The sequence below is a fragment of the Nitrospirota bacterium genome, from assembly GCA_016235245.1.
Classification (GTDB): Bacteria; Nitrospirota; Thermodesulfovibrionia; order Thermodesulfovibrionales; family UBA6898; genus UBA6898.
Map to the genome: position 1 here is coordinate 20,579 of JACRLO010000010.1, position 20,403 is coordinate 40,981.

General features: G+C 51.5%; 22 protein-coding genes. 10 read left to right on the forward strand and 12 right to left on the reverse strand.

The genetic code is table 11. The features are described 5' to 3' along the window. The first annotated feature begins 4 nt into the window (after positions 1-4). From rlmN to HZB31_04870, 9 genes are all read left to right on the forward strand, one after another. Complete coding sequence (gene rlmN, locus HZB31_04830; GenBank protein MBI5847264.1) at positions 5-1,054, forward strand: 23S rRNA (adenine(2503)-C(2))-methyltransferase RlmN; 1,050 nt, start codon at positions 5-7, stop codon at positions 1,052-1,054. After that, positions 1,051-1,929: an RluA family pseudouridine synthase gene (locus HZB31_04835; GenBank protein ID MBI5847265.1), complete on the forward strand. Its 879-nt coding sequence runs from the start codon at positions 1,051-1,053 to the stop codon at positions 1,927-1,929. Before rlmN ends, HZB31_04835 begins: the two co-directional genes overlap by 4 nt. Before the next feature lie 27 nt (positions 1,930-1,956). Beyond that, the gene (locus HZB31_04840) at positions 1,957-2,610 is read left to right on the forward strand and encodes a cysteine hydrolase (protein MBI5847266.1); all 654 of its coding nucleotides are present in this window, start codon (positions 1,957-1,959) and stop codon (positions 2,608-2,610) included. A gap of 267 nt (positions 2,611-2,877) precedes the next feature. Beyond that, positions 2,878-3,330 (forward strand): (2Fe-2S)-binding protein, encoded by a 453-nt coding sequence (locus HZB31_04845; protein MBI5847267.1) that lies wholly within the window; start codon positions 2,878-2,880, stop codon positions 3,328-3,330. Beyond that, positions 3,327-5,492, forward strand: a complete 2,166-nt coding sequence (locus HZB31_04850; GenBank protein MBI5847268.1) for a xanthine dehydrogenase family protein molybdopterin-binding subunit — start codon at positions 3,327-3,329, stop codon at positions 5,490-5,492. Before HZB31_04845 ends, HZB31_04850 begins: the two co-directional genes overlap by 4 nt. A gap of 223 nt (positions 5,493-5,715) precedes the next feature. Further along, the gene (locus tag HZB31_04855) at positions 5,716-6,573 is read left to right on the forward strand and encodes an XdhC family protein (protein MBI5847269.1); all 858 of its coding nucleotides are present in this window, start codon (positions 5,716-5,718) and stop codon (positions 6,571-6,573) included. Then, positions 6,524-7,078 carry a nucleotidyltransferase family protein gene (locus HZB31_04860; protein ID MBI5847270.1) on the forward strand — a complete coding sequence of 185 codons (555 nt, stop codon included), beginning with the start codon at positions 6,524-6,526 and terminating at the stop codon, positions 7,076-7,078. The genes HZB31_04855 and HZB31_04860 overlap by 50 nt, the downstream gene beginning before the upstream one ends. After that, positions 7,075-7,959, forward strand: coding sequence for a nitrous oxide reductase accessory protein NosL (locus tag HZB31_04865; protein MBI5847271.1), 885 nt, complete (start codon positions 7,075-7,077; stop codon positions 7,957-7,959). Before HZB31_04860 ends, HZB31_04865 begins: the two co-directional genes overlap by 4 nt. Before the next feature lie 108 nt (positions 7,960-8,067). Continuing rightward, complete coding sequence (locus tag HZB31_04870; GenBank protein MBI5847272.1) at positions 8,068-8,445, forward strand: hypothetical protein; 378 nt, start codon at positions 8,068-8,070, stop codon at positions 8,443-8,445. A gap of 43 nt (positions 8,446-8,488) precedes the next feature. On the opposite strand, the gene HZB31_04875 is transcribed toward HZB31_04870, so the two are convergent. Both HZB31_04875 and HZB31_04880 read right to left on the reverse strand, forming a co-directional pair. Then, a complete protein-coding gene (locus tag HZB31_04875; protein MBI5847273.1) occupies positions 8,489-9,079 on the reverse strand; it encodes a hypothetical protein in 591 nt (196 codons plus the stop codon). A 31-nt stretch (positions 9,080-9,110) separates the two neighbouring features. Continuing rightward, positions 9,111-10,058 carry an ABC transporter substrate-binding protein gene (locus HZB31_04880; protein MBI5847274.1) on the reverse strand — a complete coding sequence of 316 codons (948 nt, stop codon included), beginning with the start codon at positions 10,056-10,058 and terminating at the stop codon, positions 9,111-9,113. An 82-nt stretch (positions 10,059-10,140) separates the two neighbouring features. Here HZB31_04880 and HZB31_04885 point away from each other — a divergent pair, with 82 nt between their 5' ends. Next, positions 10,141-10,806, forward strand: coding sequence for a cation transporter (locus HZB31_04885; protein MBI5847275.1), 666 nt, complete (start codon positions 10,141-10,143; stop codon positions 10,804-10,806). Here HZB31_04885 and HZB31_04890 read toward each other — a convergent pair whose 3' ends face one another. The 10 genes from HZB31_04890 to HZB31_04935 all read right to left on the reverse strand — a co-directional run bounded on the left by HZB31_04890 (position 10,807) and on the right by HZB31_04935 (position 20,403). Further along, positions 10,807-11,988 (reverse strand): MFS transporter, encoded by a 1,182-nt coding sequence (locus HZB31_04890; protein ID MBI5847276.1) that lies wholly within the window; start codon positions 11,986-11,988, stop codon positions 10,807-10,809. It lies immediately after the preceding gene. Then, on the reverse strand, positions 11,985-12,413 hold the full coding sequence (locus HZB31_04895) for a PaaI family thioesterase (GenBank protein ID MBI5847277.1): 429 nt from the start codon (positions 12,411-12,413) through the stop codon (positions 11,985-11,987). Before HZB31_04895 ends, HZB31_04890 begins: the two co-directional genes overlap by 4 nt. A gap of 28 nt (positions 12,414-12,441) precedes the next feature. Then, positions 12,442-13,074 carry a TetR/AcrR family transcriptional regulator gene (locus HZB31_04900; protein MBI5847278.1) on the reverse strand — a complete coding sequence of 211 codons (633 nt, stop codon included), beginning with the start codon at positions 13,072-13,074 and terminating at the stop codon, positions 12,442-12,444. A gap of 77 nt (positions 13,075-13,151) precedes the next feature. Beyond that, positions 13,152-13,751 carry an HDIG domain-containing protein gene (locus HZB31_04905; GenBank protein ID MBI5847279.1) on the reverse strand — a complete coding sequence of 200 codons (600 nt, stop codon included), beginning with the start codon at positions 13,749-13,751 and terminating at the stop codon, positions 13,152-13,154. Beyond that, positions 13,748-14,968: an MFS transporter gene (locus HZB31_04910; GenBank protein ID MBI5847280.1), complete on the reverse strand. Its 1,221-nt coding sequence runs from the start codon at positions 14,966-14,968 to the stop codon at positions 13,748-13,750. The genes HZB31_04905 and HZB31_04910 overlap by 4 nt, the downstream gene beginning before the upstream one ends. A 153-nt stretch (positions 14,969-15,121) precedes the next feature. Beyond that, on the reverse strand, positions 15,122-15,676 hold the full coding sequence (locus HZB31_04915) for a hypothetical protein (GenBank protein MBI5847281.1): 555 nt from the start codon (positions 15,674-15,676) through the stop codon (positions 15,122-15,124). 24 nt (positions 15,677-15,700) lie between these two features. Next, positions 15,701-17,020: a chromate efflux transporter gene (gene chrA, locus HZB31_04920; GenBank protein MBI5847282.1), complete on the reverse strand. Its 1,320-nt coding sequence runs from the start codon at positions 17,018-17,020 to the stop codon at positions 15,701-15,703. Further along, on the reverse strand, positions 17,017-18,015 hold the full coding sequence (locus HZB31_04925) for a chromate resistance protein (protein MBI5847283.1): 999 nt from the start codon (positions 18,013-18,015) through the stop codon (positions 17,017-17,019). Before HZB31_04925 ends, chrA begins: the two co-directional genes overlap by 4 nt. A 305-nt stretch (positions 18,016-18,320) precedes the next feature. Continuing rightward, positions 18,321-19,031, reverse strand: a complete 711-nt coding sequence (locus HZB31_04930; GenBank protein ID MBI5847284.1) for a hypothetical protein — start codon at positions 19,029-19,031, stop codon at positions 18,321-18,323. Then, a complete protein-coding gene (locus HZB31_04935; protein MBI5847285.1) occupies positions 19,024-20,403 on the reverse strand; it encodes a sigma-54-dependent Fis family transcriptional regulator in 1,380 nt (459 codons plus the stop codon). The genes HZB31_04930 and HZB31_04935 overlap by 8 nt, the downstream gene beginning before the upstream one ends.

Genomic DNA, 20,403 nt, shown 5'->3' on the forward strand with positions numbered 1-20,403 from the left:
TACCATGCCGGATAGAATTAATCTGAAGTCCCTTTCGCGGGAAGAACTGTTCAGTTTTGCAAAGGCAGCGGGTCTGCCCAAATACCGCGTCGATCAGCTGCTGCACTGGATGTATGAGAAATTTGCCCTGGACATTCAGGAGATTACCGAATTCTCGAAGTCCCTGCGTGAGGACTTGGGCAGGACTGCCTGTATCAGCAGTCTTTCGCTCGTCACGCGCCAGGGGTCAAAGGACGGCACGGAGAAATTTCTCTTTGGACTTGAAGACGGCCAGACGATCGAGAGTGTACTGATCCCTGACGATGACCGCCGTACGCTCTGCATCTCTTCCCAGGTCGGCTGCGCCATGGCCTGCAGCTTCTGCCTGACCGGGGAGTCCGGCCTCATCAGGAATTTGAAGGCCCATGAGATTGTTGACCAGATCCTTTTTGTGAACAGGCTTATAAGCCCGAAGCGGGTTTCGAACATCGTCTTCATGGGCATGGGCGAGCCGCTCGCCAATTTTGACGAGGTGGTGGAGGCGCTCAAAAAGATCACGGAATTCCTCGGCATATCAAAACGCAGGATCACGCTTTCGACCTCAGGCCTTGTGCCGAAGATGCTGGAGCTGCCGAAGAAGGCGCCGGACGTGAATCTCGCTGTTTCGCTCAACGCAACGACCGATGAGGTGCGTGACAGGATCATGCCGATCAATAAGAAATATCCGCTCAAGATGCTTCTGGACGCCTGCAGGATGTATCCGCTTCAGCCTCAGAGACTGATCACCTTTGAATATGTGCTGCTGGACGGTGTTAATGATACCGTGGAAGATGCGAAGAGGCTGACGAGAATACTCAAGAATATTCCCTGCAAGGTGAACCTGATCCCCTATAATCCTCATGAGGGAAGCGGGCTGAAAAGGCCGGAACATAAGACCGTTCTGGGGTTCCAGAAGGTGCTGAAGGATGCTCACATGACTGCCTTGATCCGGGAAAGTAAAGGCCAGGACATACTCGCTGCCTGCGGACAGTTGCGGGGTACCTATGGGGAAAAGAAGGAGACTGAACTATCATGAAACCGATCAGGGTTAAAGCAGCCTCGGGCCTTATTGATCTGCTTGTACATATGGGATATTCAAAGACCAAGGTGAAGCAGCTTCTGAAGCACCGGGCCATAGCCGTAAACGGGAAGGTTGTTGCAGGATATGACTATCTTCTGTCAGCGGGCGATCTCCTTGCACTGGACAGCAAACCGGAGCCGGGTAAAGATTTTCTCGAAAAACATGACATAGAGGTCTTGCATGAAGATGACGCTGTTATGGTCATCAACAAGCCTTCCGGACTGCTCACGATCGCTACGGAAAACGAAAAGAGAGATACTGCATACTACCTGCTGAATGCCTATTTCAAGGAACGTAACCCTACAAGGCCTGACCGGATATTTATTGTGCACCGGCTTGACCGTGAGACCTCCGGCCTTTTGGTATTTGCCAAGAACGAGGAAGTAAAGAAGAAGCTCCAGGATGACTGGGAGCATGCAGAGAAGCGATACTATGCGGTTGTCGAGGGAGTGCCGAAGAAGAGGGAAGGGAAGATCGAGAGCTATCTGAATGAGACAAAGGCGTTCAAGGTCTATTCGGACGCCATGTCTGATCAGACCAAGCATGCAGTGACGCGGTATAAAGTGCTTAAGGCGGACAAAGCACACGCTCTGCTTGAGATAATCCTCGATACCGGCCGCAAGCATCAGATTCGGGTGCATCTGTCAGATCTGGATTGCCCGATCGTCGGCGACAAGAAATACGGGGCATTGACGAACCCGCTCCGCCGCATTGCGCTCCATGCGTACAGCCTTACTTTTAGCCATCCCGTCTCGAAGAAAAAGATGCAGTTTTCTACCCCCATCCCGCCTGCCTTTGGCTCGCTTGTAAAGCATATGGTGTTATCGTGATTATTGCATGTCGAGAAAATTGACTTCTTGTCCATAAAATTCTTTGCTCTTATGTTCTTTGCAGCAATTGTTGCCATCGCGGTTGTGGCTGGCTTGATGATGCTCCGAAGCATGTTCATGGCCACGAGGGGCCGGAAGATCGCTGCGTATCCTGAGCCGCGGAAAGCACTCGTGGTCCTCGACATCCAGGAAGGTTATACCGGCACGGCTGCCAGACAGCCGGTCACCAGACCGCCGACGGGCGGGATGCTCTTCATCGTCAACTCCCTCATAGACAAGGCTGCAGAGTCGGGCATGGAGGTGGCATACATCAGGCAGGTCTTCAGCAATAACCTGTTCGTCCGGCTTCATGGCGGCAGAAGACAGGGCAGGGTCATCATCGACCGCAGGATTAAGGTGATCAATGAAAACGATTTTGAGAAGAACCGAACTGATGCATTTTCGTCCAGACAGTTCGAGCAGTTCCTGATCGACAGGCATGTCAACGAACTCTTTCTCGTGGGAGTCGATGCCGCGTACTGTGTCTTTTACACTGCGCTCGGCGCCCTGAACCGCGGGTACAAGGTGACTGTGGTCACGGACGCTGTGCTTTCGCGCAAGAAGATGGAAGCTGTCCTGGAGCGATACAGGCGCAAAGGTATTGCGGTCATGACGAGTGAAGAACTGATTAACGAAGTCTGAATCTCGTGAGCATTTAGTTCCGGGTGGCCAGATTTAAAATCCCCTCCTTACCAAGGAGGGGCACGGGGAGGTTTTGGATGATTTTTCAATACCCCACCCGACCTCCCCTTGGAAAGGGGAGGAGGGTTACCCCCTGGCTACTGAAGCCTTATAAAACCCCCATATTTTCGATTGACAGCGACACCGTCATCGGGTAGCATTTTCTTATAGTTTCGGCACTTTCCACGCCAATATCATGAACAATGTTTTTCATTACAGGAGGACTGCATGATAACGCTCAAGGTCAACGGAAAAACGCATTCACTCGAAATCAGCCCTGAATCATCCCTGCTCTGGACGATCAGAGACCATCTTAAACTCACCGGTACGAAATTCGGCTGCGGCAAAGGGCTCTGCGGCTCCTGCACGGTGCATGTGGACGGCAAGGCTGAACGCTCATGCCAGATGACCGTAGGTGATGCGCAGGGGAAGAATATAACTACCATCGAGGGCATACCTGAGGGACACCCTCTCAAAAAGGCATGGGTAAAGGAACAGGTGGCACAGTGCGGATACTGTCAGCCCGGCCAGATTATGCAGGCAGCTGAACTTCTGGCCAAAGACAAGAACCCTTCTGAGGCAAAGATTATAAAGGCCATGGACGGCAACCTCTGTCGCTGCGGCACGTACCCGAGGATAAAGAGCGCCATTATCCTTGCTGCAAAGGAGGGTCAAAAATGAGCTCATCCATAACACGCAGGACCTTCATCAAGATAGCAGGATTGACCATAGCGGTCGTGGCAACGCCCTCAGAATTTGACATCCTGTGGGGGGCAAAGGCCCAGGCAGAGATGACGAAGGGGCTCAGCGCAGGCGTCTGGATTCAGATCACGCCTGAAAACAGCGTTATCGTTACGGTGAACAAGTCGGAGATGGGGCAGGGCATCTATACGGCCCTGCCGATGATTGTGGCGGACGAGCTTGAGGCCGACTGGAAGCAGGTGAAGTTCGAGGTGGCGCCTGCAGGCGATCAATACAAGGACCCTGTATGGGGTGCTCAGGCAACAGGAGGGAGTTCGAGCATCAGGCATATGTATGAACCGCTCAGGAAGGCTGGTGCGGCGGGCCGTGAGATGCTGGTGGCTGCAGCAGCAGAGATATGGAAGGTGCCTGCTGGAGAGTGCGAGGCGAAACTGGGAGCGGTCGTGCATGGTCCGAGCAAGCGTTCGCTTACCTACGGTGAGCTTGCGGTGAAGGCTGCTGCTGTTGCTCCAGCCAAAGAGCCGAAGCTGAAGAAAGAGAACCAGTTCAGATACATCGGCACCAGTATGCCGAGACTCGATATTCTGGAGAAGACCGACGGCTCTGCAAAGTTCGGCATTGATACCATGGTGCCGGACATGCTCTATGCTACGGTTTCGCGGCCGTACAACTACGGGGCAAAGGTTGAGGTTGTGCATGACGCTGCAGCCAAGAATGTGAAGGGTCTTCAGAAGATCGTCCAGATCGACCGTGGTGTTGCCTTTTGCGCCGACACGCTGGAAGCTGCATGGCAGGCGAAAAAGTCGACCCATATTGTCTGGACGCAGGGCATTGATCCTGCCATGACCAATGATACCCTCGAAAAGTCCTTTGAAACATCTCTGGCGAAAGAGGGCATTGTTGCCCGAAAAAACGGTGATGCTCAAAAGACATTTGCCGATGCCCCTCAGAAGCTTGACCTGAAATATCCCCTCCCGTACCTCAGTCATGCGACCATGGAGCCGATGAACTGCACTGCCTTTGTGCAGGCAGACCGCTGTGATATCTGGGCGCCGACGCAGAACCAGACCGGCACACTCATGACCGCAAAGAGGATCACCGGCCTTAAGCCTGAGCAGATCCATGTGCATACGACCTATCTGGGCGGTGGGTTTGGCAGACGGTTCGAACAGGATTTTGTGGAGGAGGCGGTGCAGACCTCCAAGGCTATCAACAGGCCGGTGAAGGTGATCTGGACGAGGGAAGAGGATTTCCAATATGACTATTTCAGGCCCGCCAACCTCTCACATATACAGGCTGCGCTTGACGGTAAGGGCAATCTTACTGCATGGTCGCATAAGATCGTCTGCCCCTCGATCTTTGCACGTGTATTCCCCGCGACGATGAAAAACGGCATTGACAATGCCGCAGTTGAAGGTCTGAGCAACATGGAATATGACATTCCAAATATCTCGGTCGAGTATGTAAGGATCGATACGCCTGTGCCGGTAGGGTTCTGGCGTTCTGTCGGCAGTTCCCACAATGCCTTTACCGTAGAGACTGCTATTGACGAGTTGGCGCATATTGCTAAAAAAGATCCGCTCAAATTCAGGCTGGAACTTCTGGGCAAGCACCCACGGGCGCAAAAAGTCCTTCAGGTGGCTGCAGAGAAGGCCGGCTGGGACAAGAAGCCTGCAAAGGGCATCGGAAGGGGCATTGCCTATCACCTCTCGTTCGACAGTTATGTTGCCCAGGTGGCTGACATAGAGGTGAATAAAAAAGACGGGACCATAAAGGTGAAGAAGATCGTCTGCGCAGTCGACTGCGGCAGCGTAGTAAATCCTGACACGGTGAAGGCGCAGATGATGGGAGGGATCGTTATGGGGCTTTCCTCTGCCCTGAAAGAGAAAATTGAATTTGCCCGGGGCAAGGTAGTGACCGAGAACTTCGATACGTACCCGCTTCTTACCATGAGCGAGACGCCCGAGATTGAGGTGCATATCGTGCTGAGCAATGATAAACTGGGCGGCATCGGGGAGCCTGGTGTGCCCCCTGTTGCACCTGCCGTTGCCAATGCGCTCTTTAACGCGACAGGGGTGAGGACCAGGACATTGCCGATGACGCCCGAGACGGTCCTGAAGGCGATAAAGGGTAAGGCTTGATTATCCAAAGGCAGGATATGGCGTCCTCGCTCATTCTCGGTCGGATCGACCTCCGAGGCTTTTGCCTCTTTATGATAAAGGCAGATCTCGGAATATCGGCAAAAGAAACCGCTCGGATGCCACATCCTGCCTTTCTGAAAAAACATTGGTGCGTCAACAGGTGTTTGGTATTTGCCAAAACCTAAACCCCAATCCCCAAAACCGATCACGCGAGGGATAGAGAATGGAACTATATGAAGAGCTTTTGAGATTGAAAAAAGAGGGCAGATCGTCAGCCCTTGCAACGATCGTGCAGTGTTCCGGGTCTGCTCCGCAGAAGACCGGATCAAAGATGCTGGTCCGTGATGACGGTACGATTGTCGGGACCCTGGGCGGCGGCTGTCTTGAGGCTGAGGTTGTTCAGGCTGCACTTATGGCAATCCGCGACGAGCAGGCAGCGACTCTGCCGTTTGATCTGACCGAAAAGCAGGGTGGACTGGTCTGCGGCGGCAGACTGTCCATATTCATCGAGCCTGTCATCCCTGAACCGACCTTGGTGATTCTCGGTGCCGGTCATGTAGGCAAGGCGCTTGCAACGGCTGCACGGTTCAGCGGTTTTCGCGTGGTTGTCTGTGATGACCGGCCTGAATACGCCAACCATGAAAATCTGCCGGATGCACACGACATTGTGGTCCATGATTTCCCCTCCATCTTTTCCCGCATGCTTGTCCCTGATAAAGCCTATATCGTTGTTGCAACGCGGGGTCATAATCACGACCTCGACGCAGTGATCGCAGCGCTCAGAACGCCGGTTCGGTATATCGGTCTTCTCGGGAGTAGGAGAAAAAAAGCGCTGCTCTTCAAAGCACTGGGAGATGCAGGCTTTTCCGATGCCCAGATCAGCAGGGTACATATACCGGTCGGTCTGCCGATTAATTCGGTAACGCCCGAGGAGATCGCGGTCAGCATTATGGCCCAGGTCATTCAGAAGAGGAGGGAAAATGCAGCATCAGGTTTCAGCCGTTCTTCTTGCCGCAGGTTCGTCCAGGAGAATGGGACAATTGAAGCAGCTCCTTCCGCTGGGCAGTCTCACGGCAATTGAGCACTGTATCAACGCCGTTATTTCAGCAGGAGTCACCGACATCGTCGTGGTGATCGGTCCGCACGGAGAGGAAATCTCGGCGGCAATCGGACATAAACCGGTAATGCTTGCAGCGAATCCTGATCGCGGCAGTGACATGGCTGCATCGGTTCGCGTTGGACTGAATTGTCTGAAAGACCATTTATCTTCTGTTCTGGTCTTTCCGGTTGATCATCCCCTTGTCCGGCCGGATACGATAAAGACACTGCTTGCCGGACATCAGAAAAACCCGAAGGCGATCCTTATTCCGAGCCATGCCAGACGGCGGGGTCATCCGACGCTTTTCCCACGGAAGGTCATTCAGGAGATATTTGAATGCAGCAGCCTCAGGAAGATTATCGGCCGCAACGAGTCAGTTATAGAGTATCTGGACGTTCAGGACCGGGGTGTGATGCTTGATATGGACACACCTGAAGACTATGCCCTCATCCTGCAGGAATATGCCAGTCAAAAGGAGAATCAATGAGAAAAATCATACTGCTTCTGTCTGTTTTCAGCCTCCTGATCGCTGCAAGCAATGGTGGGCCAGCCAATGACCTGAAGGATTACCGGATCTGTCAGACCTGCGGCATGGACAGGCAGAATCATATCAAGGGCCGCATGCTGCTTTCCTACGATGGTGGATCAACTGGAGGGACATGCAGTCTCCGCTGCACTGCTGTAGACATGGCTGTACACAGGGAAAAGACGATAACCGCCATGATGGTTGCCGATTATGAAACCGGGAAGCTTATCGCTGCCGGTAAGGCGTTCTGGGTCATCGGTGGGCGCAGGACGGGTATTATGACAAGGCGGGCAAAGTGGGCTTTTGAGGGGAAGGAGTCTGCTGAGACATTTGTCAGGGAGCATGGGGGAAAGTTGGCTGTATATGACGAGGCGATGAAAGCAGCTTTTGGCGATATGGCAGGCGATGTGACGTTTCCGCAGAGCAGGAAACTCTCCGCCTCCGCAAAGAAGAGTGATCTGCCTGCCCATTCTGAATGCAACTATTGCGGCATGGACAGACGAAAGTTCGATTATAGCAGGATGCTTCTTGTCCGGAATGATTCGGGCGAAACCGGAACCTGCAGTATTCACTGCGCAGCCATTGATCTCGCCCTGCATTACGATAATGCCCCACGTTTCATCGGGGTCGGAGATTACAGCACGAAGAAACTGATCAATGCACAGAAGGCATTTTGGGTGGTGGGCGGCGACAGGCAGGGGGTGATGTCGATACAGGGGAAATGGGCGTTTGAAAGCAGAAAAGAGGCCGAAAAATTTGTTAAAGGTAATGGCGGAACGATCAGTACGTTTGACTGTGCTCTGCGTGCTGCCTTTGAAGATATGTGGGAAATATTGCGATAGTCGGGTTCCGAATAAACTGCTTGACAGGGCGGCCGGATTGCAATACATTGTAAACAGAACCTGATAATTATAAGTTTAGAATTATCAAAAAAAAGGAGGTGAAAGTATATGAAGAAACTGATTCTTATGCTGACGGTTATGGTTATGGTGGCTTTTGTTGCTGTTTCTTTTGCCGCTTCGAAGTCAAAAATGGACCTGAAGGTAGGCGATGAGATCTATGCCTGTAACTGCGGTGATAGCTGTCCCTGCAAGACCATGGCCAGAAAAGCAGGTAACTGCTCCTGTGACAAGGAAATGGTGAAGGCCAAGGTGATGAGTATCGATGGCGACAAGGTGATGCTCAAGGCTGACTCGTGGGAGAAGGAGCGGGCTTTCAAGGCAACCGGTAAATACATATGCGGCTGCGGCGAGGGATGCAACTGCGATACCATCAGTCAGAACCCGGGCAAATGCGGCTGCGGCGCTAAATTGAAAAAAGTGCAATAGACCAGTGAGGACGAGGACGGGATATTTCCCGTCCTCCCCATATTTATAACCTGCCGGTTTTCTGATATTCCTGTATAAAGACCTTCAATGCCCGCATGATCAGCCAGTCAAGGGTGACGCTGTTGGTTGAGGCGATCTTTATCAACTCGTCCAATACCTCTTTTTCGATGCCCGAAGGCGCAGAATTAAATCCGGCCTCTTCGACTGCAGGGGCCTCAATGACAGAGCCTGTCCTTCTTTGATGCTCGCGGATCAGAAGCCCCTTCAGCTCTTCCATGTTGCCCGACATGATCGCCTGCCTCACATCGTCAGGCACCTCGGTCTCAGGTGATGCTTCCCCTGGACGCTCGGGCTGTGCTGCAGCCGCAGGCGGTTGTATCGTCTCAGCGCCTGCCCCGGAGAACCCTCCTGGCATCATGCCGGTCATGCCCATCATCATCATTGCAAGTCTGCGTGCATGCTCATTATCAGGGATATTCTGCTGCATAAACTCGTCGAGATTTCCTGTTGCTGCAGCCATGGCCATCTGGTCGGCCATCAGAGGGGCCTGGCCTTCTCTTTCTTCTTCGCTCATCCGTTTTTTCCCAAAGGGTGTCTTCGGCGGCTTCGGCAAAGGCTTCTCGTTTTCAGACATGATGTGTCTCCTCCATACCATTATTCTTTATTCAGGATAAATGTATCCCATCATCGTAATGATGGGTTGCCGGATGGACTTTGTTGATAAGAGTGCGATCAAAGATCTCATCAGCCTCCAGTCTTTTCTGCATATACCCGAGGTCGTTTAATACTGACACGAACCTCATGGTCGAAGCAATATACTGGTCAGTAAGCTGTGAGCAATACTTTGGCGATACGGTCAGGGTCTCAAGAACAAAAGCAAAGTCAATAAACCCGACATACCCGGAAATAATTTCTGCAGCTTTCGCCGGTTCTTTTCTCAGCAGTGAGGTTGCTTTTTCATGCGTAGCGAGAAACTGGACGCAAAGCGCAGTATTGGCCTGAAGGTAGTCTCTGTCAACAACAATGCCATAGCTTGGGTTATTGGGCCACAGCAGGGAAGGGGGATAAAGGATCTTCCCACCGGTATAGTGCTTTACTGCTACGGCAAGTGCAGGCGTACCGAAGGCGGCTGCCACCTCGTCTTTGACCACTGCCTCCATGACCATGTCCGCCCAGGCGAAATTTCTGACTGCAATATCCCCTATGAGCCCGGCCTTTCCCAGACAGGCCTTGAGTATCACATCATGTATGGAGCCCTTCCCCGGCACGCCGATGGTCATGCCCCTGAACTGCTTCAGGATATCCTCCAATTCCCTGATATCAGGATATGCGCTATAGTGGGTCTTAGCGCAGATGACGGTACCTTCAATATGTCCACCTGCAACACAGATTATCGGCACTCCATGCCCAATGCCTATGATCGCAGGCGGCAGACCGATGTACGCAAGATCGATCTCATTATTTTCAAAGGCGTTGACAATAGCCGGGCCTGTGCCGAAAAGCTTCCATTCGATATCAGCGTCTATATCAGAACAGAGGTTTTTATCTGCCATAAGGAGCATGGCTGTGTGATAGAAGGTCGAAAGATGGCCGATACGCAGAAGCATAGAAATAGGCTAAGACAAAGAAAGGGCTAAGGTCAAGGATAAGGCAGATCAGCCGGCAGAGCAGAAAGCCATATGTTAGGATAATTACATGGAAACAATTGTATTTAGACCCGGAGCGCAGAGAAATACTTTTTATCGCTGGGCAAACGCGCTCGCTCTCATTACCATTTTTTACAATATCATTGAAGGGGTTATTTCGGTCCTCTTCGGGTATGAAGACGGCACGATCGCGCTCTTCGGCTTTGGTCTCGACTCCTTTGTTGAGGTGATCTCCGGCATAGGGATCTGGCATATGGTCAGACGCATGAGGCTGAACGGCACTGAAAACCATGATGCCTTTGAAAAAACCGCTTTGAAGGTAACGGGGGCTGCCTTTTATATCCTGACGGTCGGACTGATTGTCACCGCCGCAGTTACTCTTTATCAGGGGAACAAGCCGCAGACCACATTTTGGGGTATTATTGTCTCGGGCGTCTCGATCCTCACCATGTGGCTGCTTATTCACTATAAGTTGAAAGTCGGCAGGCAGTATAATTCGCAGGCGCTGATCGCGGATGCACATTGCACGCGAGCCTGCATGTATCTTTCTGCAGTTCTCCTTGTTTCAAGTATTGGTTACGAACTCACCGGCATAGGCATGCTTGATTCCCTCGGCGCAGCCGGCATTGCCGTGCTTTCGTTTAAAGAGGGTCGGGAGGCATTTGAAAAAGCAAAGGGCAATTTCAAATGCGCTTGTCAGGGCAGCTGCCTGTAATTATGGCTGCGTTTCGGGCTGTGAGTGAAACATCGTAACTGAGAATAATAAAGAGGCCAGAGCCAAAACAACGGATGCGCTGACAAAAGAGATCCTGTATCCAAAAGATGCGGCTGCTATTCCTGCCACAAGAGGGCCGGTAGTATGGCCGATGTCCATGACAGAGCCGAGCAGGCCCATGGCTGAACCGTGTGTCTCTCTCTTTGACAGATCAGCAATGTACGCAGAGGTGGCTGACGTGACGATAGAGAGACTGAGACCGAAGAGAGTGCTGCAGATAAGCAGGGGCAGAAACGAAGAGGATAGAGAGAAGGCTGCTAGAGAGAGCGCGCCAAGCATGGCACCTGCGATGATCTGCGGTCTCCTTCCATGCCTGTCAGAGAACCTGCCCATGACCGGTTTTGTGATCGCAAGAGTCAGAATCTGAGAGGACAGGAATATCCCAGTCTCATAGGTGCTGATGCCATGCTCTTTTGTGTAAAGAGGAAGAAATGTCTCAAATGTCCCGTATGCAAAAAGGATTGCTGCCTCGATCAAAGCGGTAATACGTATGGCGCGGTGAGATATCACTGACCTGAATGCCAGCCAGGTCTCAGTCCAGTTCTGCAGAACGCTGTTTTCTTCATGAGTTGCAGGCACCCTGAGTGAAAGCAGCAGTGTTAATACACCCGCAGTTGCACATGCTATGTAGACGGCCCTGAAGCTATAGTCAGGACGAGCAGCAAAGAAAGCCAATAGAGTCCCTCCTGCGATCGGCGCCGCAAATCTGCCAAGAAGGGTTGATGTCGAAAACCAACCTAGCTTTTCGCCCCGTTCCTTATGGAACAGGTCAGCGATGAGCGCCATAGTGACAGGGATAAATATGGCTGTTGCAAAACCGTGATAGAACCTGACGAGCGCCAACTGCCATATAGTCGTAACGAACAGATAGAGAAAAGGCGCTGTACCAAATACCAGGGATGAGATGACCAGCATCCGCTTCCTGCCCCAGCGGTCAGAGAGCATGCCTGCAGGGATGCTTGCGATGATGCCGGTAAAGGCCGAGACTGCGGCCACCATGCCTACCCCAGAAGGCCCGGCTCCGAGATGCGTTGCAAAGAGCGGAAGGACCGGGCTCTTCGAGATCGTCGAGCTGAAGATTGCGAGGAATCCTGTTAGGCAAAGGATGGTGAAGGGTCTCATTTTCTGAGATAGGTTATTGTATGATGTGTCAGCAGTTTCCCATTTTGGCTGCTGCATTCGGCAACTCCGTAGATCAGGCTTCTTCCGAGCTTTAACACCTTTGCCGCGCAGTTCACATCTTCCCGTATTGCCGGGCTGAGAAAGGTGGTCTTCAATTCAGTGGTTACGGTCATCGCATCTTTTCCGATTAGGGTCATGATCGCCAGCCACATGGTAACGTCAGCAGCGGTCATGAAGATTGAGCCGGCAACAAGACCGCCTGGCCGCTCAAGGCATTCCTGAAACGGAATGATGAGCGTGCATTCTCCGCTCCCAAGCGACTGAAGCCCGAAATTGTACAGCCTGGCAAATGCGGCCTCTGAGAGGATCTGCCTTAACTCCATTTCCGTCACCGCAGGCGAGGTTCCCATTGATTCTTTTCTCATAATGTTTAGGTTTCCTGCTTTTCATGGATTAATCTGTGCATGACGCTTTTCTCCTGACCTTCTTTTTGGTTTCGAAGGTCCTTAGATACACGTGAAGCTGGTTGATCGTCCGCTTCCATACGAGAGGGTCCTTTGTTGCAGCGTAGAGTGCTGCAGCGCCGTTTAATGAAATGAGTATGTAGCTGCTTATCTCTTCGTGATCGAGGCCCCTGACTATCAGACCCTTCTTTTCAGCTTCCCTTAACCATAATGCTATAAGTCGTGCCACACTCTCAAAGCCCTTGAGGATCCTGTTTGTCATCTCCTCGGACTGGCCTGAAAGCTCTACCAGCATATTAAGGAAGAAACAGCCACCCGGAAATACCTCTTTCCCCAGATAATGTCTCATATCGTTTTCTATCAGGTGTCGAATCCTGTCCATCGGATTCATCGACTCCCTGATGTCCCTGAAGATTATCCCCCTCCAGATTCTGGCAGCTTCTTTATAGGCGGCCTCCCAAAGGGCCTCCTTGCTGCGGAAATGGCCGTAAAAGCCCCCCTTGGTGAGGCCGGTTGCCTCAAGAATGTCATTAATTGAGGTATTAAAATACCCCTTGACCGAGAACAGCAGCAATGCCTTTGAGATGATCTCATGGCGTGTATTCAGTCCTTTATTCTTCATGGTTCCTCATTGCTTGACTATAATATACCAACCGGTCTGTATATTACCTTAGTGCAAAACTGCCTGTCAAGACAATCCTAACCTGTCTTTATCGTCTTCCTCATATCTAAAGCTAACTCTAATTCTGCCCTCTTTTCTATCAGACCCTGTATCTCCCGATGATACCTGAGATATCGCTGCAGGGTGATCTCGTTTTTTCCATACTTCTGAATAGTCCTGAGGATCTCCTCAAACCGGTCTTCGGCCTCTTTTTCATTGCTGATCGCGACGATACCGTCTGTGATGATATCCACAAGCCTGTCTGCATAGATCACGATCCTCTCTTCGAGCTTCCGGAGGGTGTAGTCTTTGACCGGAAGGTTCAGTTCCCGCGCTTCGCCTTCGGTCAGGCCGCCTCGGATATGCTTTTCCATGATGTCGGTCAGGGCCTTCGGAAGGCCGAGGTTTTTCCCTATTTCTGCGCCGATCTTTCCGTGGTCCATGTCATGGGTCTTTGCCTTGCCAAGGTCATGGAAGAGAGCACCTCTTGCAACAAGTTCCATGCTCATCTCTGTGCCGGTCCGCTGCGCTATCTCAACCGCCTTGGCGGAAACTTTTTGGGAATGGACTATGTCCGCTTCGGATACACCTGCTTTTCTTAATATCTCAATGTCAGCATCAATGCGTCGGTATGTCATGTTGTAGCCTCCTGTTTATCATTAACCTTTACGGTCAAAACAAATATTGGCGTTGCCGCAATCAGGATTGCTGCCATTACCCAAAACGAAAAGAGATAGCCGTGGCTTGCCAGGAGAATTCCTGCGAGGATAGGGCCTGTGGCATGGCCGATATCAAAGATTGTTCCAAAGGTGCCCATGGCAGTGCCGAAATGTTTTTCCTTGCAAAGATCAGCCACAAACGCAGCGCCTGAAGATTGGACAAGCGCCTCTCCAAGACCAAAAAAAGCAGCAGTTATCATCAGAAGATAAAAGTCTCTGAACACCGGAATTAGCCCAAACGAGATCGCGCATATGATGAGGCCGACGGTTATGAGTGCCTTCCTTCCATATCGGTCAGAGGTTTTCCCCATGATCGGTTTTGAGAGAATCGTCGTTACAACCTGAACGCCCCAGAGTATGCCTGCCTGAAACTCGTTCAGTCCGGCAATTTTGACTGCATAGATCGGCAGAAATGCCTCAAGAGCGCCTACTGTCATATTCTGCAGACCTTCCATCGCTGAGGTGATTGCAATCCGCTTGTCGCTGACAACCTCCATAATACCTGAGAGAAACTTCTTCAGTGCTTCCTGAAGCCCGTGCCCGTGTTCTGGTGCAGCATCTCCGCGTAAAACCCTGAGCGCCAAAATAAGTGAAAACAGGCCTGCAATACCGCTTGCAAGATAGGCATACCGGAAATCGACAAGGGATGGATTAGCAGCTCCGGGGGCCCTGTGAAGGATAAAGCCGCCCAGCGGCGCGCCAAGAAGATTGCCGATAATAGTTACTGATGAGAACCATGAAAGCATCTCCCCTTTGTTTTTGCCTGCTATGTCTGCTACGACCGCCATGGCAACAGGTCCATAGATAGCGGTTGCAAGACCGTGTATGAATCTGATGATGATCAGCAGGTTATAGTCTCTTACCCAGAGGTAGGCGAAGGGCATAAAGGCAAAAAAGAACAGGCCGATCAGCATCGTGCGCTTCCTGCCGATTACATCCGAAAGCGCTCCTGCCGGCAGCTTGAAGAAAATGCCGGTAATAGTCGATATGCCGACTGCAAAACCTATGGCCTCCGGGCCTGCGCCTAAATAGAGCGCGAAGAGGGGGAGCACAGGGCTCCTCGCAAGGGCGTAGGAAAGCCTGGCAAAGAAGCCCACTGAGCAGAGTGCAGCAAATGGTGAGAGTATATTTGTCATTGAATTAATACCTTTCTCAATTTTTCCCTCACCCATGCCCTCTCCCTCCAGGGGAGAGGGTGTATGGCAGGACATCCAGACAGATCGTTAAGCAGCCAATAAATTCCTTCCCTGGCTTAAGCCCCTACTGTTGGTGAGGGGAGGGTGAAATGCTCAGTGTTTCGCCGGTGTCTGCCGGTCATAATAGATGCTCTTGCCGGTTATGCTGACCGGGATGCCCATCACCACTTCACCTTTGATCAGACCGATGGCGCGCGCTGCTGCTCCGACCCGCTGCTGAACCCGGTTGTCCACATTCAATATGCTTGCAGTCTTAGCTGCCGAGGAGAGGGCAACGCCGATGTCTATCATCCTCATCACACAGTGCGGGCCTGTGTAGCCCATCTCCTTGTCCTGAATATTCCTGTTCTTTGCAAACTCAGCGCAGGTTGGGTACCCGCAGGCGCCGCAGTCGTATCCTGCTGTTACCGGTTTTGCCAGACCGATAAGGAGAAGCGCCTCGGAATTTTCGATGTTCGAGGCGTCTCTCAGCCAGAAGGCCTCGTTCGTGCTCTTCGGAGCGTATGCTTTCATGGACTCTGCGATAGCCTTCAGATCCTCATCCTTTGTGATCACAACGATCTCAAGAAAATCCTTGCCCCCAGCCTTGGGCGCAGTCCGCGCCGACGCTGCCATCAGTTTTACTGCCATCTCTGTCACTTCTTTCATGATAATCCTCCTTTTGTTTTGGCTTTACACGAACATTTTCCATACATACCCTGCGATTGCAGACCCGATGATCACCGGGATCATTCCCCATTTAAAGCGGAGCATTCCGATAAAAGCGACCACTGAAGCTGTCAGTGCGTACCAGTCGAATCCCATACCCTCGGGCAGCAGGACATGGTATGTGAACATCACCGAGAGGTTCAGGACAACCCCAACAATCGCAGCAGTAATCGCCGAAAGCGCAGATCCCAATGTGATATTATTGCGCAGTCTTTCGATGTAGGGAGCTCCAAGAAATATCCAGAGGAAACACGGAGTGAAAGTGACCCATGTCGTAAGCAGTCCGCCGATGGCCCCTGCTGTTGCAGGATTTAGCCCTTTTGCATGGGTATACGCTGCGAGATACCCGATAAACTGACCTACCATGATGAGAGGGCCCGGTGTTGTTTCTGCCAGGCCGAGGCCGTCAATCATCTGCTCAGGCTGCAGCCATCCGTAGTGATTTACCGCCTGCTGGCTGATGTACGAGAGCACTGCGTATGCACCGCCGAATGTAACCACCGTAGCTTTGCTGTATAGGATTCCGATGTCGATAAATATATCATTCCAACCTCTCCATAGCCCCAGGAGAATAACAGGAGAGAACCAGAAGACCAGGCTTATGGCAATAACTTTCAGTGAGCGCTGCCACGTCGGGTTGATGCGGCCCTGTGCCAATACCTCGTCACTCAGTGCAACATCGGCATTCCCAGTTCCGCCTGCCTTAATCCTGAAAAACGTATCAGGGATGAATCTGCTGCCGATATATCCGATGAGACCGGCGGATAGCACGATAGCCGGGAAGGGGATATTGAGGAAATATATCCCAATGAATGACAGGGCTGCAAGGGTGACCAAGGTTGCGTTTTTTAGAGACTTTTTGCCGATCCTGATCACAGCTTCGGCAACAATCGCCACCACAGCAGGTTTTAGCCCATAGAAAAACGCATTTACCGCAGGCACTGTGCCCAGCGATACATAAAGCCATGAAAGCCCCCAGAGTATGAACACCGAAGGAAGCACAAAAAATACTCCTGCAACGATTCCGCCCCATGTCCTGTGCAGGAGCCATCCGATATAGATTGCCAACTGCTGGGCCTCAGGCCCCGGAAGGAGCATGCAGAAATTGAGTGCCTGGAGGAAATGGTCCTCGCCGATCCATCTCCTTTTCTCGACCAGGTCCTTATGCATCATCGCTATCTGACCGGTCGGCCCGCCAAAGCTGATAAATCCGAGCTTAAACCAGTAGCGGAAGGCCTCTTTAAATGATGGTTTCTGAACCAAATTATTTCTCCTTTGTATCAGCCTTTGGAAGCATACAGCATCTCAAATACGGTCATACCCTTTTCCAGAGCATCCTGGTCGTTGTCTGCGGTGCGGCGTATACCTTCCAGGATATTTTCGATGCCTTTGGCCTCGATCGCATTGAACTTGTCATCCTTCATGTCAAGATCGTGGATAATCTCAGCCATCTTTTTGAGGGTCTTATCCCTGAGACCAAAGGATTTCATAAGCACCTCAAAGGTGCACATGTCTTCGCTATGAGTGAATTCCCCTCCGCGGATATCAAAGGATATGGAGCGCTTGTCTATCGTCTCCATACCCTTTTCATCGATAAAATCAAAAGCTGCATCCCTGTCAATAAACCTCTTAATGAGCCAAGCTGATGCCATCCTGTCAATGAACGGCTTTTTCCTCGTGATCCAGATCTTGCCGTGATATTCAGCGGGCGTTCGTAATGTCACGGCTGCAGGTCTTGCCCGCTGTGTAGCAAAGCCTGAAACACTCTTGAGCTCAGCATGGATACGCTTTATCTTTTCGCCTAATGCTGCGCCCTCCCTGGACGAGAAGAAATCAATTTTTTGCATGTCATCAAACTCTTTTTGGAGTTTCTCAAACTGATCTGATAGTGCTTTCACATTCTGCGGTTTTGCGCCTTTGCGTATACTGCTCAGCTTTTGGCCAAGATCATCAAAGGACTTTTGCAGGACCTTATACTCGCCTGCCTGCTGCTGATCGAAAATAGCGACAATCTCTGTATCCTTCATGGTATCGATCTTCTCGATGCTGACGACTGCAGCCTCACCCTTCATTCCCGCTATCTCGGTGACGAGCCATTGAAGGAGCTCATAGCGTTCCTCATTGAAAGGAAGGATGTACACAGCCCCCTTCAGTTGGGCAGCCCCAATCCGGGCGAGCTTTCTCCAGATCCTCATCCTGCTGCTCACCGGCCTTGAAGGGACGCTGTAGAAGAAGAGGAGCCAGAGGGGATCTTTTCTCTCAATACTGTTTTTTGTCACTGTTAATGCCTTCCCCTTTTTGGTATTAGTGATACATGATACAAAAGTAACACATGTTACAAATCATGTCAAGAAAAAAAGGGGCCCTGAATATCAGGGCCCAAGTGAAATGGAGGGTTCCGAGGTATTTTCGGTGCTCTTATCGTATGCGTTCAGTTTGAAATTCTGATGAATATTTGATGAGCTTATGTTCATAATTCGTAACTGATCAACTGTTTGTTGCCGTCTCTGCGTAACGCACCTGCATACAATTCAGCCGGGCAATCAGGCGGTGTAACGTCAGGAAGCAGCCGCAATAGAGAGTATTATCTGACGAGGTGTTCTTTTTCCCAGAGGACTGCGCGCTCATACTCGGCAAACTGCTTTTCTCTTTGGCGAAATTCTCTGAAATGGACCAAGCGCCTTCCGTGCGCGACCACCGTCCCAAGAGCCGCATGGAGCATTTCATGGTAGATGACAAACTCAAGAAAGAACCTTGGCACCGTCGGCCTGTCAAGCAGAGGGTTGATTTTGATAATACGGGAATCCCGGCAATAACTTCCAAGGGTTACCCGCCGCGATCTCCTGCCGGATACCCTCCTGCCCCAGGTTATGGAGGCAGTAATCTCTCCCTGAAAATAGATGTCATTGACGTTATGAAACAATGTGGCAAGAGAGTGGCTGGCTCCCTCTGTTCTGAGCAAAGCAGTCTGCGCTGATGCCGATCTCAATAGGCTGCTGTGCCGGGCAATGAAAGCCTGAATAGCAGGACGGGCTGTCTTCCTGTTTTTGATAAAGTTGGCAACGGCCTGCATAACAAAATCATCTGCCTCAAGAAATATCCGGTGGATCCGAAGGCTCTCCCTGCCCCGCCCTCTTCTTAGGGAGATCATGCTTGTCCTGTTATCGGTCAGTGTAATCCCGATATCCCTGCCGAGCAGTTTCTTCAGGGAAGACCGCAGCGCATATTCATCACGGACAAAGGGGAGACTGAGCTGGGCCGAGCTGAGCCTGGCCGGAGAATCAGAATTATTCATCCGCAATTCTCTTTGAGGCAGGCCCCATGCTGATCTTTTCCCAGCGGTACCAGAAGGTCTTATAGCTCATCCCAAGAAGCTTTGCAGCCTTGGCAACAACGCCGTTTGACTTTGCCATGGCCTTTCGCAACAGGTTCTTCTCAAGTTCCTCGAAGTTTAAGCCCTCCTCACTGAGTTCAAAATCCCAGACGCCGGACGGTTGAGCGGTCCTGAGTTCACTTTTTATATCCTTCAGGGTGATCGCGTCATGATCGCTCAGGATGACTGCGCGCTCAATGACCGATTCCAATTGCCGGATATTGCCTGGCCAGGAATATTCGGTAAGAGCCCTCAGTGATGACTGGTCAACGCCCTTTATCCTCTTGCCGAATTCGTGGTTATATTTAGTCCTGAAAAATGCGACCAGCTCCGGAATGTCTTCCTTACGCTCCCTCAGAGGAGGCAGCTGGATCGTTACAACCTTGAGGCGGTAATACAGGTCCTCCCTGAAACCGCCTTTTGAGAGCTCCTTCACCAGGTCCTTGTTCGTAGCAGTGATGATCCTGACATCGATCCTGATCGGTTCCTTTCCGCCGAGCCGCCTGATCTCTCTGTCCTGGAGTACGCGAAGAAGTTTAGACTGCATCATGAGCGGCATATCGCCGATTTCGTCAAGGAAAAGCGTACCGTTGTTGGCAGCCTCGAAAAGACCGATCTTGCGGGCCGAGGCCCCGGTGAATGCCCCCGGCTCGTATCCAAACAGCTCGCTTTCAAACAGATTCTCAGGGATGGCTGCGCAGTTCAGTGCAATAAACGGCTTGGCGCGTCGCGGGCTGTTATAATGGATGGCCCGTGCTATGAGCTCTTTCCCTGTGCCGCTCTCCCCGATGATCAGAACGGTAGCAGGACTGCCGGAAACCTTCGTCATGATCTCCATGGCTTCCTGCATTTTTGACGATCTGCCGACAATGCCTTCCATTTTGAACCTGTCGTAGAGTTCTTTTTTGAGCTGCAGGTTTTCCTTCAGCAGTTCAGCATGCTCTGTTGCACGCCTGACCGTAATGAGCAGGTTTTCTTTTTCGAGCGGTTTCTGCAGATAGTCAAAGGCGCCCTTTTTCATTGCCTCGACTGCCGAGCCGACCGTGCCGTGGGCAGTCATAACAATAAATGTCAGAGAAGAGTTCTCGGCCCGTGCGGTTACGAGAAGCTCTATGCCTCCCATGCCCTCCATCTTGAGGTCAGTCAGGATTACGTCAGGAGGGAATTTTGTAATGGTCTTGAGCGCTTCCTCTCCTGAGGCTGCGGTATGGGTCTCGTATCCCTCGTCATCAAGGATTGTCTTCAGGATGTCCCGCTGCAGGGGTTCGTCGTCAACAACGAGGATTACCGCCAT

Coding starts and splice junctions, on each gene's coding strand:
- HZB31_04850 (MBI5847268.1), top strand. CDS start 3,327: ATGAGCTCATCCATAACACGCAGGACCTTCATCAAGATAGCAGGATTG.
- HZB31_04860 (MBI5847270.1), top strand. CDS start 6,524: ATGGGACAATTGAAGCAGCTCCTTCCGCTGGGCAGTCTCACGGCAATT.
- HZB31_04835 (MBI5847265.1), top strand. CDS start 1,051: ATGAAACCGATCAGGGTTAAAGCAGCCTCGGGCCTTATTGATCTGCTT.
- HZB31_04870 (MBI5847272.1), top strand. CDS start 8,068: ATGAAGAAACTGATTCTTATGCTGACGGTTATGGTTATGGTGGCTTTT.
- rlmN (MBI5847264.1), top strand. CDS start 5: ATGCCGGATAGAATTAATCTGAAGTCCCTTTCGCGGGAAGAACTGTTC.
- HZB31_04885 (MBI5847275.1), top strand. CDS start 10,141: ATGGAAACAATTGTATTTAGACCCGGAGCGCAGAGAAATACTTTTTAT.
- HZB31_04865 (MBI5847271.1), top strand. CDS start 7,075: ATGAGAAAAATCATACTGCTTCTGTCTGTTTTCAGCCTCCTGATCGCT.
- HZB31_04910 (MBI5847280.1), bottom strand. CDS start 14,968: ATGACAAATATACTCTCACCATTTGCTGCACTCTGCTCAGTGGGCTTC.
- HZB31_04905 (MBI5847279.1), bottom strand. CDS start 13,751: ATGACATACCGACGCATTGATGCTGACATTGAGATATTAAGAAAAGCA.
- HZB31_04915 (MBI5847281.1), bottom strand. CDS start 15,676: ATGAAAGAAGTGACAGAGATGGCAGTAAAACTGATGGCAGCGTCGGCG.
- HZB31_04930 (MBI5847284.1), bottom strand. CDS start 19,031: ATGAATAATTCTGATTCTCCGGCCAGGCTCAGCTCGGCCCAGCTCAGT.
- HZB31_04895 (MBI5847277.1), bottom strand. CDS start 12,413: ATGAGAAAAGAATCAATGGGAACCTCGCCTGCGGTGACGGAAATGGAG.
- HZB31_04845 (MBI5847267.1), top strand. CDS start 2,878: ATGATAACGCTCAAGGTCAACGGAAAAACGCATTCACTCGAAATCAGC.
- HZB31_04890 (MBI5847276.1), bottom strand. CDS start 11,988: ATGAGACCCTTCACCATCCTTTGCCTAACAGGATTCCTCGCAATCTTC.
- HZB31_04900 (MBI5847278.1), bottom strand. CDS start 13,074: ATGAAGAATAAAGGACTGAATACACGCCATGAGATCATCTCAAAGGCA.
- HZB31_04935 (MBI5847285.1), bottom strand. CDS start 20,403: ATGGCGGTAATCCTCGTTGTTGACGACGAACCCCTGCAGCGGGACATC.
- HZB31_04875 (MBI5847273.1), bottom strand. CDS start 9,079: ATGTCTGAAAACGAGAAGCCTTTGCCGAAGCCGCCGAAGACACCCTTT.
- HZB31_04855 (MBI5847269.1), top strand. CDS start 5,716: ATGGAACTATATGAAGAGCTTTTGAGATTGAAAAAAGAGGGCAGATCG.